Below are 14,277 nucleotides of genomic sequence, written 5' to 3' on the forward strand. Positions count from 1 at the left end.
TTTTTATTTCATCATCAATTTCGGAATATATCTTTGAAGAATGCTTTCTAATTCATTCATATCTTCCTGTCTAATAAGTAAATTTACATTATCATTCATTTTTTCTCGCCCGCGATATAAAAATATATTTTCCTTTGGATTTTCCCATGTTGATGTTTTATAGCCTTTTAATTCTTCGTATGAATAAAAGTTCAATCCGTCTATTACACCTTTTTCATATATTTGTACACTTTTAATCAGATGGATAGCTATTAAAGTCATAAAACAACTTACTACAGCATAACTACCTGACTGAACGAGAAACTGTTCAATTGTACCAATATCACCACTTACGTACTGAGCATATGTATACATACATTGTCCGATGAAATACGCCGGTCCAAGTGATGCAATCCAACGCCGTTTCACCCGAGGATATGTTGCAATAAGTTTTCCCGCGCTTTTTTTCATTGCATTTATTTTATATATCTTCCATAGAACAAAGAACAAAACACATAATGCAAAAACAAACATAATGCATGACATCCAGTACACTCTTATTCCCTCCCCTTTTATATCAATACATATAAATTCTACATTTTATATAACTACAGTACATATGCAATTATGCATAAAAAAACAGGCAACCTCCTCCGGTTACCTGCATTTCATTACATCTTCTCAATCCACTCCGTCAAGTTGTGCACAACTTGCGTCGGTTGTACTTCATATTCTGTTAACTTGTCCACAGTTGTTACTCCAGTGTGGACAAGAAGGGTATGCATACTAGCATTTATCCCCGCTAAAATATCTGTATCGTAGTTATCCCCAACCATTAAAGCTTCTTCTTTTCCTATGCCAAGCACTTTTAACGCTTGTTCCATAATGATTGATTCTGGTTTACCAATAAAGATTGGGTCCACACCTGTTGATACTGCAACAACTGATGTTAATGAACCGTTACCTGGTAATAATCCGCGCTCAGTCGGAATTGCGATATCCCCATTTGTTGAAATAAACGTTGCACCGTTACGCACAGCAAGGCACGCTTTTGCTAATTTTTCATATGTGATATCGCGATCTAAACCAACAATGACGAAATCAGGATTTTCATCCACAATTTCAAATCCCTTTTCCACAAGAGCAGCGTGTAAGCCCTCTTCACCAATCATATATACAGTTGCATCTTGTTTACGCTCATAAATAAAGTTCGCTGTAGCCATACTTGTTGTGAATACTTGCTCCGCTTTCGCTGGAATATCGAAACGAACAAGCTTTTCTGCAACTTGTTCTGGTTTACGAGTTGAGTTATTTGTAACGAATAAATATGGAATACCGCGCTCTCCTAACGCTTTTACGAAGTCGCTTGCTTCTTCAATTTGCTCTTCACCGCGATACATTGTACCGTCTAAGTCAATTAAATAGCCTTTATACATCTGTTTGTCTCTCCTTCTATGCTAACGTTCTCATCTATCATACCACTCTTATATTAACCCCTTTTTCAAAAGAAAAAAACGCTTTACCTTAAAGCGTCCCATAACGTTCATTTTTTCTCTTTTATTTGGTACGAACAATTACAATCGCCCACGCACATGTTCGTTAGCGCTTTCACATTTGCACCTGCTAATAACCGCTTGTACATATCTTTTTCATCTTCACACACTTGCGGGTATTTCTCCGCTATTTCCTTTAACGGACAGTTTTGCTTTTCAAGTATGAAAGAGCGTTCCCCATCTCTCTTTATTTGAACCATATAACCATTTTTCTCTTGCATAGCAGCTATTTCTTGTACTTTATACGCTAAATTACTTTGGTTACTTATCTTCTTTTTTAACTGTTCTTCCATTCGTTTCGTTCTCGCTTGTAAAACGTAACGAAGTATTTTTTCATCGCCCATTCGAGCTAAATCATCTAATATTTCAATAGCAAACTGCTTATATTCTTTCGGGAATGTATCTTCTCCCTTTTGACTTAATCCATACAAATATGTTGGGCGTCCAACATGCTGCCTTACCATCTTTGAATAAATTAGCTCATCATTTTCTAGTTTACTTAAATGTCGACGAATCGCCATCTCTGTAATTTCTAAAGCTTCGGCTAATTCTGCTACAGTATGCTCTCCTTTTATCTTCAGTAATTGTACAATCTCTTCTCTCGTAGTACGTGCTTCCCCCATAGCTCACCCTTCTCCCTTTTCTTTCTCCTATACAATATAAGATCCCCAAAGGAATTCCCGGGGATCTTATAAGCACAATTATTCTGGTACAAATGCAGATACAGGTCCTAATTCCTTTTCTAAATAACTGTGAATATTCGCTGGGTATTTCTCTACCACGGCGATATGTTTTTGAATCGTCTTATATAATTCATCATGATTCATTTGAATATAATCTTGCGTAAGCATTTTTCGAAGAAGAATAATTTCTTTAATATGCGCTCCCTCTTCTCCACTTATAACTCTCTCGTCCATTAAAATATCAATAATATCTTCGTAACTTCCTGGATCGCGCATAATAAATCCATCAATCATCGCATTCCCTACATCTAATATACAATCGATAATAAGATGCGCCATGCGCTCTAATGCGTAAAATTCAAACTCGGTTTCATATGTCTTTTTCTCTTGAAATGTATTTGTTGCTCGTTCTAAACACACTAGCATTTGTTCTATTTTTTTTCTGTCTACGAAGTACATGAATGTCACCTACCTGGAAATTAAAGCATTTACATTTTAATTGTAACGCTTTCTTCTGAAAAAATCGACAATTTTTCGAATTCACCTTTTCCTCGTTATTTGTTATAGTTATATTTGTATGATTTTTGAAATTGGAGGAATGCAACCTTGGAACGTGAACTCGCACTAGAAATTGTCCGTGTAACAGAAGCAGCAGCCTTAGCATCCGCACAGTGGATGGGCCGCGGAAAGAAAAACGAAGCAGATGATGCAGCAACTACAGCTATGCGTGATATGTTCGATTCAGTAAACATGGCAGGTACAGTTGTAATTGGTGAAGGAGAACTTGATGAAGCACCGATGTTGTATATTGGTGAAGAACTAGGAACAGGTAACGGTCCAGAAGTAGATATCGCCGTTGACCCATTAGAAGGTACAAACATCGTTGCGAAAGGCCTTGCAAATGCAATGGCAGTTATCGCAATCGCGGATAAAGGAAACCTTCTTCATGCTCCGGATATGTACATGGAAAAAATCGCGGTTGGTCCAAAAGCAGCTGGTAAAATTAGCTTAGATGATCCAATTGAAAAAACAATTGATATTGTAGCAGAAGCAAACAATAAAAAAATTCGTGACCTAACGGTTATCATCCAAGAACGTGAACGTCATCAAGATATTATTGACCGTGTTCGTGCAAAAGGTGCACGCGTAAAACTATTTGGTGATGGAGATGTTGGTGCATCAATCGCTACAGCTTTACCTGGAACAGGTATCGACTTATTCGTAGGTGTAGGCGGAGCTCCAGAAGGCGTTATTTCTGCAGCAGCATTAAAATGCCTTGAAGGTGAAATGCAAGCTCGCTTAGTTCCAATGAACGAAGAAGAAGAAGCTCGTTGTCGTGAAATGGGATTAGAAGATCCTCGTCAACTTCTTATGTTAGATGACTTAGTATCTGGTGATGATGCAATCTTCTCAGCAACAGGTGTATCTGCTGGTGAATTATTAGACGGCGTGAAATTCCTTGGCGGAGATTTAGCTGAAACATATTCTATCGTAATGCGTTACAAAACAAGAACAGTACGTTTCATTAAAACGCATCACCATTTAGATCATAAACCACACTTAAACTTAGATATTTAATAAAGGAGCCATGTGTATGGAAGAACGTTTCTTTCTGTACGACGATACAGTCGCTACAAGAACTCGTTTCGTTAGCTTTTTGGGGGAAAATGAGCGTCATGATTTAGCGCTTTTATACTCCGATCGTCATTACGGTAAAACGATAGTCCTTGATATGCAAAGCAACAAATTTGCTATCATTGGTCCTGACGATTTAAACGAACAAGGCTACTTAGAGCATGCATTTTCGATGTCTGAAGAAAATGCAGAAGAATTACGCTCATTTTTATTTGAACTTATATAATTTATCTGGTGCACCAGCTATGTTAGCTGGTGTTTTTTTACAATTTATATTTTGAATTTTCAATCTTATGTGTTATACTTATGAACAAATCTATTTGGATAGAAAGGACGTTATCTGCGTATGCCAACATTTACTTTTTGAGACTCCCACGATTGAAGTCGCAAGCCCGAATCCTTACGGAGTTACGGCGGTGTGGGATTCTTGAATGACTAAACGTTCGCAGTCCATTTCTGTTTTGAACAGCCTTCAAGATAAGGGCATCTCATTGCCCCTCCTAAACCAGACCATATAGGTGCTTAAGCTGATTGACTGTTACCATCAATCACAGTTGCGTAGCGAATATTCATCGCCCCAACGATATCACGATGTGTCTCAAATCCACATTGACACTTGTACTTTCTGTCTTGTGCCCTGTTCTTTTCAGCGCATTTCGGACAGCTTTGACTTGTATAAGCCGGATTCACATATTCAACCTTAATACCAACTAATATTGCTTTGTATTCAATAAATTTTGACAAACGATAGAATGACCAAGTGTGTAGGTTTTTTTCGTTTTTACGGCTTGTTCTTGCCGTCTGTCTTATATTCGTTAGTTGTTCTAATCGAATGACAGAAATGTGATTAGCAATCGCAAAATTAATGATTTCACGACTTATTTTGTGATCTTTTTCTTGCATCCACCTTTGTTCTTTATCATCAAATCGCCGGATGGCATTCATTTTTTTGTCTTTTCCTAACTTCTTACGAACACTACGAAACTTACGCTTCCTATATTTGTTCTGCCTACCATTCCCAAAGAAACGAACCTTATCATCATCTGTGATTGCTACCGCAGGAACTTTGAGACCTAAGTCTACTCCTAAAATTCTTGTCCCTACTTTTTCATTTATAGGAAGCGCGACAGATATTTGTGCAATCCACTTATTCGATTTCCTTGTGATACGAAGTGTACCTAACTTATGTGTTAACAAATCCAAATTGCGATTGTTTTTATCGTTTAATAAAGCGCGGATTTTTAAACGTGTTGCCTTTCCATTTACCATAAACGGGATTGAAATATAAGTGGAATCAAATGAATAATTTTGATTGTTCCATACACAAACAGGTCTCTTTAGAATCGGAATAATTTTATAATTGCTTTTCTTTACTTTTGTAGCAAACAGACTTTTCGCGTCTTTGATTGCTTGATTCTTCACCGCACTTGGGATATTCGCTTCAATATCTTTTGTACTTTTTTTCGTGCTTTTCTTTGCTTCAACCATTTCAGATACAAGCATATTTATAACTTTGATATACTCACAGCTACTTTGTTCCAATAAGCTAATTTGTTCTTTTGTTGGAATCAATTTCACTTTAACTGTTAGGGCCTGTGACATACGTTTCACCCCCTTGTTTTTTTGATTTTCAACATATTGTTGAATTACCTCACTTGATACATTTCCAGCAATAGAAACAAAAAAGGAACGCGTTCATAAACTTTGCAAGTACATGAGATGAGGAAATTATTCTCTCAAACGCTTTGATGTCACTCCTTCTACATTTGCCATTGCATCAACAGGACTAAGTATTGGTAGTGTTTTTAAAAAACTTTCTTCTGTATCGTGGACAAAATACAAAATGATAGTGAATGATACGGTCGTTTTCGTTCTTCTATAATCATACTTACAATGTATCAGTTATTTCCGAAAAATTACAACAAAAAGACTCGAAGAAACATACTTTGAACACTTAAAGTACCACAAACCTTACGATCATTAGTGGTACTCCGTATCCAACCTCACTTTCAGCCCATGCCTAAAGACGATGGGCTTTCACGTTCGGAAATGGCTGTGAAAATTGCAGACGCACTATGAACATTCGCAGGCATAACGCAAACGGAAAGAACATATACCGATTTGCAATTTATAAATGTCCGAAAGATCATACGTGGAATCAAAAACTTCATATTTATAAATCATTTACTGATCACGTCGAAACTGTCGATATGACTCAGCAAGAACAAACGGAAACAAGTACTACTATTTCCATTACACAATACAAAGAAAGTGGTATAGCCGAAATAACGATCGTATTAGACATAGTTTTCGGTTCCCACCGGATTGATAAAGTGTTATCCACATATATTTCTGATTGGAGCCGTGCACTCATTGTGGAGAAAATTAAAAATGGAGCTATCCAACTAAATGGACAACAAATGAAACCAAACAAAACTCTTTCTGAAGGTGATTACATTTCAATTTGTTTGTAAGGAGGACTCTCATGTTAAAGGTGAGAAAAGGTACGATTGATTTATTGAATGAATTAGATGTAATGTAAACAGCCTCCTCATAATTGGTATAATTGCTATGAAAAAATCCTCTTACAATCGTAAGAGGATTTTTTCATTTCTTCACTTTTCGCAATACAAAGTGTGCACAACCGAAGTTACAGTACTCGTATAAATACTCTGATAAAGTACTAATTTTCGTATCATATGTCGAACGTTGATTACTATCATCAAAGAATCCGCGCAATCTAAGTTGCTCATAACCCCAGTCTCCAACGATATAATCATATTTATTTAAAATTTCTGCATAGCGCTCTTTAAGTGCTTCTTCACTAAAACCGTCACGAAAGTTTTTAATTACTTCGTACTGAACATTATTAACGCTCACCGTAGTATGAATCTCTTGCTTTTGCTCCATTATGAACTTCCTCTCTAAGCATTCTTCTTTTTATCGTATCACAAAGCATAACAACCAACAATTTCAAATACAAAAAATTGAAAATTAGTGCATGCTATGGAGAAGGAGGTGCTACATCGTGAAAAAACAAATTATACTCTCTCTTCTCACTCTTTCCTTATTTGCAGGCTGCCAATCAACTAATAAAGCCGAAATGGAGCGTGAAGAAGGAAGTCGTGTTCTTGTTTCCAACAAAAACGACATGTATCATACGGAAAATACAAATACACGGCTCACAAGGGTAGGCTATTCATCTAAACAAAAACATGAAGTATCTAACAAACAAGTAGGCGCCATTAACCGTGAGAAAGTCGCTGAAATGATTACAAGCATGACAGTCAAACTTCCTGACGTCACCAATGCCGCTACACTCGTTACCGACGACGAAGTGTTCGTTGTATACCGTGCAAACACAACAGATCCGAAACTCGTAACAGATCAAGTATATAAAACTGCTTTGTCCATCGTTCCTCGCTATTATAAAGCATATGTATCAACAAACCAAAAGTTGATTTCTCAAATTCAAGGTCTTCAATCTGGTAGCTTAAACGATAAAGAATATGAACAAAGTCTTGATATGTTAAAACGTGAAATGAGCGATAATCCTCATTTGAACAATACGGGGGATCAAACTTTAAATGACATGATTAAAAAATAAAAAGGTGGAGAAAACCTCCACCTTTTTACTATTTCTTACGATCCGCATAAACCTCCATCGCATCACACATAAACTGCGCTAAACCTTCACCAAACTTATCAATATTTTTCGTAAAACGCTCATCAGCAACATACATTTGACCGAGTCCCTTAAAGGCCTCTAATGAATATTCACCGAAGTTTTGCAAGTAATCGTACCATACCCCGATTGCGGATTGCGCCTCTTTAGAATCAGGTGCTCCATTTCGAAGTGTTGCTAGATTTCTGTAAATATTATTAAACTCCTCCTGTTTCTCTTTAGACATCCCCTTCGCTGTTTTATTCGCTTTATCTACAGCCTCATCTCCCCATCGTTCACGTGCTTCTTCTTCGTATGGGTTATGACTAAAATCAAATCCTTCAAATTTCTCTTTATTCGTCATATCAATCTCTCCTTTTGTATGCTGAATTGTTTTATTAATCGTCGCTATCACCTTATCTAACCTGGCACGCTTTTCAAGAAGCATTTTCTTATGAATCTGTAGTGCTTCTTTGTGGTCAAATGACGGACTCTTGATAATTTCTTTAATCTTCTTCAAAGGGAAGCCTAGCTCTTTAAAAAACAAAATTTGCTGTAACGTTTCTAAATTTTCATTGGAATACAGACGATATCCAGACTCTGTCGTCTCGTCTGGGGTTAATAACCCAATTTCATCGTAATGATGCAGTGTGCGCACACTAATCCCAACTAAATTAGCTACTTCTTTTACCTTCATTGTCATGCGTATCTCCCCCTTAGTACATACGATAAAGTATGACGCAACGTTAGAGTCAATAAGTAAATTCATTTATCTCTAAAAGTTTCATCTCTCCCATATTTCATGCATAATAGATATGTACATATATTAGAAAGCGGTGAAAGTATGGTTTCAAATACTGTAATTGCCAGCATCATATTTCAACTCGTTGTTTCGGTTCTGGTCCCAATTATTGTACTCGTTTATTTCCGTAAAAAATATAATATTAATTGGAAAGTGGTCGGCGTTGGTGTTCTTATCTTTATTGGATTTACCCAAATTCTCGAAACACCGTTCCACCTATTTATGCGTGGTAATCCAGCAATCGCTCCATTTTTAGAAAATCCGTATGTCTTTGCAATTTATGGCGGACTAACTGCTGGTATTTTTGAAGAATTAGGACGCTTCGTTGCCTTCTTCTTCCTACTAAAAAAATATCTAGAATATAAAGATGGCTTCGCTTATGGAATTGGTCATGGCGGGATTGAATCCATTTTAGTTGGCGGATTCTCTGCATTGCAGACACTTATATTCGCTAATGCTATTAACAATGGTAGCTTCGCTCAAATGGCAGAAAAACTACCACAATTAAATCTTGTAAAGGATATGTTAATAGAACAACCTGCTTATTTATACTTCCTTGGCAGCTTGGAAAGAATTATGGCTCTTGTATTGCAAATTGCCTTCACAATGCTTGTCGTATACGCAGTAAAACAAAAGAAATACATTTTCCTCGTATACGCTATACTATTCCACGCACTTGTAGACTTTTTCGCAGCACTTTACCAAACAAAAATGATTAACATCTTTGTAGCAGAAGGAATTACTCTTCTCTTCGCGATTGGTGGTTTCATTCTTATTCGTAAAATGAAAGAGAAATTAGTAAGTGTGCCAGAATAAAAAATAACCCACCAGTTGGTGGGTTATTTTTTACCCCGCATTAACGGGCAGTAAGACTCTCACCTCAAAGTTCGGCGAATACAGGGAAGTTCGGTGAGAGATCAACTGCCCATAACTGCCCGATTGGTTCAACTAATAATCAGTGGACAAATCCCCCACTGATTAAAGTTTCACTTTATACGGATTATCGTAATGATGATAGCTTTTCCCCCCTTGCAGCTCCCTCTTTGTTTCTGCATCTATAACGATATATTTATGCAACTCCTCTACTTCATTTTGAGAAAAAGAAGCGAAAAAGTATACTTGGCGATCAGGGTGAATAAACAAATCTTGAAGCACCACTCTACTACGACAGCCGACAGCTGTTTTTTGCCTAAAAATAAATTCCTCATCGGCCACTTCTTTAAATGAGATTTTTTTACGAACACTATATGCTGTATTTTTGTACTCTTTATAGATTTTCTTATCTAACTGTTCATAAAACACATCCTCACTCACAAATGGCTTATTTCGATTGCTTGGATAGTCTAATTTTTGATTTGATTGTGCATATGTTGTGGACAATTGCGCGAGAAAACAAATACTGAATACAATGCATATCATTTTTTTCATAATTGCACCTCAAATTTTCATTATCCACATTACTTTTCCACATACTTAGATCACTATTCCGTTTCCAATAAAAAGGAATTTTTTCCGCATTTGTCGAAGTATATATGGTCAACTTGAAAGATGGGGATGAATTATGAAGAAAATTATTGTAATACGACATTGTTCCGCAACTGGACAAGAGCGTAATGCCGAATTAACAAACATGGGAAGAGACCAATCAAACACCGTTGCTACATTCCTCATGGAAAATCATCTACAAATAGATCATATTATTTCAAGCCCATTTGTCCGAGCTATCGATTCTATTCGGCCATATGCCCTCCAAGCTAATTTATCTATTCAAGAAGATGAACGGTTAGCAGAACGCATATTAAGCACTGTTTCAATGGATGATTGGCTTCAAAAACTAGAATACACTTTTACCAATATAGATATTGCCTTTTCAGGCGGAGAGTCAACAAAACAAGCGATGGATCGCGCCATCTCACTTATTCAGGAAGTTTTAAAACTAGAGCATGACACAACATTACTCGTTACACACGGCAACTTACTCACATTAATTTTAAAGCACTTTAATCATACTATTGGCTTTGACACATGGAAAACTTTAACGAATCCTGATATTTATGAAATTACACTTGATGAACAATCTATCATAAAACGATTATGGGAAGCGCCATCCAAGTAATATCCCTTTCCAATACATTCAGTTGACACCGCGAGGAGATATGGTAGAACTGCAGTAAACATAGAGAGGGGTATCATTCAATATGTACGAAGACGTACTTTCTTTACTACATAAAACAAATGCTTCTTATGAAAAATTTGAACACGAACCAGTACTTGACTATGAAACAGATCGTATCGTTCGTGAAAGACTTGGTTTGCAAGGCACTCCAAGTAAAAGCTTATTTTTAAAATCAAAATCCGGGGAGCATTACGTATTCTTTACGTTAGAAGGCACTCGCCTCAACCGAGGAGAGATGAAGGAAATAACAGGAGAGAGCTTATCTCTCTGTTCTCCTAATGAGCTAAGAGAAGAGACTGGTTGCACTCCTGGATGTGTAGCTCCTTTCGGTTATTCACAAGATGTAACGATTATTGTGGACAGTTCAATTTATACTTACGATAAAATTTTAATTACACCTGGTGTACCTGAATTTACAATTGAATTATCCACAGAGGAATTAAAAAAGATTTTATCCACATGTCAAAATAAAGTTTTAGAGTATAAGAAAAAAGAGAGCTAATGATTAGCTCTCTTTTTTCATTATTTCGCTTCTGCTGTTTTTTCTTTTGCAGAACGTACTTGCTCGTCCGCATGATAAGAAGAACGTACAAGTGGACCAGCTTCACAGTGGCTAAATCCTTTGCTAAGTGCAATTTCTTTAAGCTCTGCAAATTCTGCTGGTGGATAATATTTAATAACTGGTAAATGCTTCTTAGATGGTTGTAGGTATTGTCCAAGAGTTAAAATATCCACATTGTTTGCACGTAAGTCATCCATTGCTTCAATTAAATCTTCTCTCGTTTCACCTAAGCCCAGCATAATGCTCGATTTAGTTGGAATATCAGGCTGCATTTCTTTTGCTCGACGTAAAAACTCTAATGAACGGTCATATTTTGCTCTAGCGCGAACTCGGTTAGATAATCGACGTACTGTTTCAATGTTATGGTTCAAAATATCTGGTTTTGCATCCATTAACATTTTTAAGTTTTCTTCTACCCCACCCATATCAGATGGTAATACTTCGATAGACGTGAATGGATTTTCACGACGTACAGCGCGTACTGTTTCAGCAAAAACAGCTGCTCCGCCGTCCTTTAAATCATCACGTGCAACCGCTGTTATAACAACGTGCTTTAAGCCCATTTGTACTACAGAATCTGCTACGCGTTCTGGCTCTTGTAAATCAAGCTCAGTTGGTAAGCCTGTTTTAACCGCACAAAAACGACAAGCACGTGTACAAACCGCACCTAAGATCATAAATGTTGCTGTTTTCCTTACAGCCCAGCATTCATGAATATTCGGACATTTCGCCTCTTCACAAACTGTATGAAGATTCTTAGAACGCATCATTTTCTTTAAGCCTGTATAGTTTTCATTCGTGTTTAACTTAATTTTCAACCATTCGGGCTTGCGCTTATACTCTGTTTGTTTTGTCATGGTTATCAACTCCGCACAATATGAAATAGTTTACCGTGTTCGCTTCTTTCAATGTAACATATCTATTCTAACGTATGAAAGCGATTTGCTCAAATGAAGATTCTAAGATTTTTTCCAATCGTTCCCTATAATGAAATACTCCGTATATCCCACACTAAAAAGAGTGATGTTGTGAAAGGAGTCTATTTCATGCTTCGAAAAATTTCTCTTTTGCTTTCGATTTGCTTTCTTCTCCACCAAAACATCGCTTACGGTGAAGATAATCAGCAAAGCATATATGAAAAGCGCATGGCACTATATAAAGAAACTGAGCAATCTTCCGGTATTCCGTGGTATTACTTAGCCGCAATGGATCAATACGAAAGAAACATACGGAGCGTAAGAAAAGATATTCCGAAAAAACCAGATGCCATCATTTCCCTTTATTTCAAACCTGAAATATGGGCTGGACCTGTTAATAGTAATGATACTCTCCCCCATACAATTTCTCTATTTGGCGGAATGGGTTTAGATGGTGACAAAGATGGATTTGCAAATGCAAATAACGACCGTGATCTTCTGCATACAGCAGCAACTATTTTAAAGAAACAAGGAACATCGGAAGACCGTATTAACATTATGCTTTGGGAATATTATAGACGTGCAAAAACAGTTGAATTAATTACAGAATACGCCCGAATTTATAAACATTATGGACGCATTAATTTAGAAGGTAATGCTTTCCCTCTCCCGATTCGCAGTGACCATAGCTATCGTAGTACTTTCGGTGCTGGTAGAAGCTTTGGCGGCAGGAGGATTCATGAAGGAACCGATATTTTTGCTGGATATGGCGTACCAGTACGATCAACCTGCTATGGCGTTATTGAAACAAAAGGATGGAATCGTCTTGGTGGATGGCGCATTGGTATTCGTGACCTTCATAATAATTACCACTATTACGCTCATTTAGGCGGGTTCTCTAAAGAAATACAGCTCGGACAAATTGTCGAACCAGGAAAAGTAATCGGATTTGTCGGTAGTACCGGCTACGGTCCTCCTGGTACAGCTGGAAAATTCCCGCCCCACTTACATTTCGGCATGTATAAAGACAATGGCTATACAGAATGGGCTTTCGATCCATACATGCATTTAAGCCTTTGGGAACGAAAAGAACGAGCAAATACAAAACGATAACCGTAGCAAATTGCTACGGTTATTTTTTATAAATATAAATCAATAGAACACTACTGACTAATTATCCGTTTTCTTTTTATCTGGTACAACAACTCCGCCACTTCCGTAATAAGTAGGCACTTCACCTTGAACGATGCGCGTCGCAATCGGAATGTTTTGCTTCACTTTAATTTCTTTCGTGCGTAACGGAATCATAACTTGTAACGTCACTTCCACTTCCATAATAATTTTGATCGCTGTATTATTAATTCCTTGCGGCTCAACTAATTGTTTAATATCCGTATTCACATGACCAATTGGCGTAAAATTAATCGGAATATCCGGTCCTATATTACCAAGAAGCGCATTATCAGTTATACGCCCAAAAGGAACTGACATAGATACCCCATTCTCTTCAAAAATACCAAGTGCTTTCGTATCCCCTTTTTCTACTTGTTGTAAATATTTTTCTATGTATGCAGTAGTCGATGTTAATATTTCATTTACTTGTTTTGTATTTAAATCAATTGTAGATACTTTCCCGTTCCTATCCGTTTGTACTTTCATTAATGAATCTACATCAAACCCTTCATTAATTCGGTCTTTTACCGCTTTCGTCATAACTGCTGTTGCCATTTTATGAGTCTCTGTTTCCCCATATTTAATTAACGTTGGCTGAATACTTTTATTTACAATCCATAAACCTTGAACTACCATTACGATAAAAAGAATAAATGAAATAAGCAGTATATACCGAAAGGAAATCGGTCCCCTTCGAAACCGCGAATTTTTCGAACGAAATATGCCCATAAGAAAACCCTCCTTCTTATATTATTTCTATGCAAGAAAGAGGGACGATATATGCTTATCTCATTTTTAATAGTGCATCTTTTCCGATTGTGCCTACCGGAATACCTAAAGCTTCGGCTCCAGTCGTTACTGATTCCAGCGGTGCTTCAAGAAGTTGTTCAATCGTTCTTACACCAACCGCACGGCCAGCAATAATTCCTCGATCACCTAACTTCTCATTTAGAAGACCTACATCTAAAGCACCGCACATAATATATCCTTTATCGCTCATTACAGCTAGCAAATTTGTCTTTGGAAGTTTTACGCTAACAGCAATGAACGTATAGTTATCAATTATAATTGGCTCTACATTAACCATAGTTCACACTCCTCTCTTTCTTATCTTTATGACAAGAGAAAAATGA

The 14,277-nt window shown here is 37.0% G+C and carries 18 protein-coding genes and 2 pseudogenes; 8 read left to right on the forward strand and 12 right to left on the reverse strand.

From position 1 onward, the window contains the following. Window positions 1-3 precede the first annotated feature (3 nt). The 4 genes from QCI77_RS25210 to QCI77_RS25225 all read right to left on the reverse strand — a co-directional run bounded on the left by QCI77_RS25210 (window position 4) and on the right by QCI77_RS25225 (window position 2,674). Window positions 4-534 (reverse strand): hypothetical protein, encoded by a 531-nt coding sequence (locus QCI77_RS25210; RefSeq protein ID WP_002166524.1) that lies wholly within the window; start codon window positions 532-534, stop codon window positions 4-6. A gap of 116 nt (window positions 535-650) precedes the next feature. Next, window positions 651-1,415, reverse strand: a complete 765-nt coding sequence (locus tag QCI77_RS25215) for a TIGR01457 family HAD-type hydrolase (protein WP_002129729.1) — start codon at window positions 1,413-1,415, stop codon at window positions 651-653. Window positions 1,416-1,522: 107 nt separating this feature from the next. Continuing rightward, on the reverse strand, window positions 1,523-2,155 hold the full coding sequence (locus tag QCI77_RS25220; RefSeq protein ID WP_002015909.1) for a helix-turn-helix transcriptional regulator: 633 nt from the start codon (window positions 2,153-2,155) through the stop codon (window positions 1,523-1,525). 78 nt (window positions 2,156-2,233) lie between these two features. Continuing rightward, window positions 2,234-2,674 carry a DUF86 domain-containing protein gene (locus QCI77_RS25225; RefSeq protein ID WP_002015910.1) on the reverse strand — a complete coding sequence of 147 codons (441 nt, stop codon included), beginning with the start codon at window positions 2,672-2,674 and terminating at the stop codon, window positions 2,234-2,236. A 147-nt stretch (window positions 2,675-2,821) separates the two neighbouring features. Here QCI77_RS25225 and glpX point away from each other — a divergent pair, with 147 nt between their 5' ends. Together glpX and QCI77_RS25235 are read left to right on the forward strand one after the other, a co-directional pair. Next, window positions 2,822-3,793: a class II fructose-bisphosphatase gene (gene glpX, locus QCI77_RS25230; RefSeq protein ID WP_002015911.1), complete on the forward strand. Its 972-nt coding sequence runs from the start codon at window positions 2,822-2,824 to the stop codon at window positions 3,791-3,793. Window positions 3,794-3,809: 16 nt separating this feature from the next. Continuing rightward, window positions 3,810-4,076, forward strand: a complete 267-nt coding sequence (locus QCI77_RS25235) for a DUF3055 domain-containing protein (protein WP_002015912.1) — start codon at window positions 3,810-3,812, stop codon at window positions 4,074-4,076. A gap of 296 nt (window positions 4,077-4,372) precedes the next feature. On the opposite strand, the gene QCI77_RS25240 is transcribed toward QCI77_RS25235, so the two are convergent. Both QCI77_RS25240 and QCI77_RS25245 read right to left on the reverse strand, forming a co-directional pair. Beyond that, a complete protein-coding gene (locus QCI77_RS25240) occupies window positions 4,373-5,452 on the reverse strand; it encodes an RNA-guided endonuclease TnpB family protein (protein ID WP_113769718.1) in 1,080 nt (359 codons plus the stop codon). A 9-nt stretch (window positions 5,453-5,461) separates the two neighbouring features. Continuing rightward, window positions 5,462-5,749, reverse strand: a pseudogene (locus QCI77_RS25245) (transposase); the annotation flags it as partial. Window positions 5,750-5,904: 155 nt separating this feature from the next. On the opposite strand from QCI77_RS25245, the pseudogene QCI77_RS25250 reads away from it, so the two are divergent. Next, window positions 5,905-6,324 (forward strand): annotated as a pseudogene (locus QCI77_RS25250) (cytoplasmic protein); the annotation flags it as partial. A gap of 133 nt (window positions 6,325-6,457) precedes the next feature. Here the strand turns inward: QCI77_RS25250 and QCI77_RS25255 are convergent. Beyond that, a complete protein-coding gene (locus tag QCI77_RS25255; protein ID WP_002015914.1) occupies window positions 6,458-6,760 on the reverse strand; it encodes a YutD family protein in 303 nt (100 codons plus the stop codon). Window positions 6,761-6,878: 118 nt separating this feature from the next. On the opposite strand from QCI77_RS25255, the gene QCI77_RS25260 reads away from it, so the two are divergent. Then, window positions 6,879-7,457: a YhcN/YlaJ family sporulation lipoprotein gene (locus QCI77_RS25260; protein WP_002015915.1), complete on the forward strand. Its 579-nt coding sequence runs from the start codon at window positions 6,879-6,881 to the stop codon at window positions 7,455-7,457. A gap of 28 nt (window positions 7,458-7,485) precedes the next feature. Here QCI77_RS25260 and QCI77_RS25265 read toward each other — a convergent pair whose 3' ends face one another. Further along, entirely contained in the window at window positions 7,486-8,217 is a 732-nt protein-coding gene (locus QCI77_RS25265) for a MerR family transcriptional regulator (RefSeq protein ID WP_353825610.1), read from the reverse strand. 99 nt (window positions 8,218-8,316) lie between these two features. On the opposite strand from QCI77_RS25265, the gene QCI77_RS25270 reads away from it, so the two are divergent. Continuing rightward, window positions 8,317-9,132: a YhfC family intramembrane metalloprotease gene (locus QCI77_RS25270; protein WP_353825611.1), complete on the forward strand. Its 816-nt coding sequence runs from the start codon at window positions 8,317-8,319 to the stop codon at window positions 9,130-9,132. Window positions 9,133-9,294: 162 nt separating this feature from the next. Here the strand turns inward: QCI77_RS25270 and QCI77_RS25275 are convergent, their stop codons facing one another. Further along, on the reverse strand, window positions 9,295-9,735 hold the full coding sequence (locus QCI77_RS25275) for a hypothetical protein (RefSeq protein WP_353825793.1): 441 nt from the start codon (window positions 9,733-9,735) through the stop codon (window positions 9,295-9,297). Between the two features lie 142 nt (window positions 9,736-9,877). On the opposite strand from QCI77_RS25275, the gene QCI77_RS25280 reads away from it, so the two are divergent. Both QCI77_RS25280 and QCI77_RS25285 read left to right on the forward strand, forming a co-directional pair. Continuing rightward, window positions 9,878-10,432: a histidine phosphatase family protein gene (locus QCI77_RS25280; RefSeq protein WP_113769711.1), complete on the forward strand. Its 555-nt coding sequence runs from the start codon at window positions 9,878-9,880 to the stop codon at window positions 10,430-10,432. Between the two features lie 82 nt (window positions 10,433-10,514). Further along, window positions 10,515-10,994, forward strand: a complete 480-nt coding sequence (locus tag QCI77_RS25285) for a YbaK/EbsC family protein (protein ID WP_002034581.1) — start codon at window positions 10,515-10,517, stop codon at window positions 10,992-10,994. A gap of 20 nt (window positions 10,995-11,014) precedes the next feature. On the opposite strand, the gene lipA is transcribed toward QCI77_RS25285, so the two are convergent. Then, a complete protein-coding gene (gene lipA / locus QCI77_RS25290; RefSeq protein WP_002034580.1) occupies window positions 11,015-11,911 on the reverse strand; it encodes a lipoyl synthase in 897 nt (298 codons plus the stop codon). Between the two features lie 189 nt (window positions 11,912-12,100). Here lipA and QCI77_RS25295 point away from each other — a divergent pair, with 189 nt between their 5' ends. Continuing rightward, on the forward strand, window positions 12,101-13,084 hold the full coding sequence (locus tag QCI77_RS25295; RefSeq protein WP_002034579.1) for a M23 family metallopeptidase: 984 nt from the start codon (window positions 12,101-12,103) through the stop codon (window positions 13,082-13,084). 57 nt (window positions 13,085-13,141) lie between these two features. Here QCI77_RS25295 and yunB read toward each other — a convergent pair whose 3' ends face one another. Together yunB and QCI77_RS25305 are read right to left on the reverse strand one after the other, a co-directional pair. After that, on the reverse strand, window positions 13,142-13,873 hold the full coding sequence (gene yunB / locus QCI77_RS25300) for a sporulation protein YunB (RefSeq protein ID WP_088040371.1): 732 nt from the start codon (window positions 13,871-13,873) through the stop codon (window positions 13,142-13,144). A 55-nt stretch (window positions 13,874-13,928) separates the two neighbouring features. After that, the gene (locus QCI77_RS25305; protein WP_002015926.1) at window positions 13,929-14,231 is read right to left on the reverse strand and encodes a YunC family protein; all 303 of its coding nucleotides are present in this window, start codon (window positions 14,229-14,231) and stop codon (window positions 13,929-13,931) included. Between the last annotated feature and the right edge of the window lie 46 nt (window positions 14,232-14,277).

Origin of the sequence: Bacillus cereus group sp. MG9 (genome assembly GCF_040459995.1) — a bacterium.
Classification (GTDB): domain Bacteria; phylum Bacillota; class Bacilli; order Bacillales; family Bacillaceae_G; genus Bacillus_A; species Bacillus_A mycoides.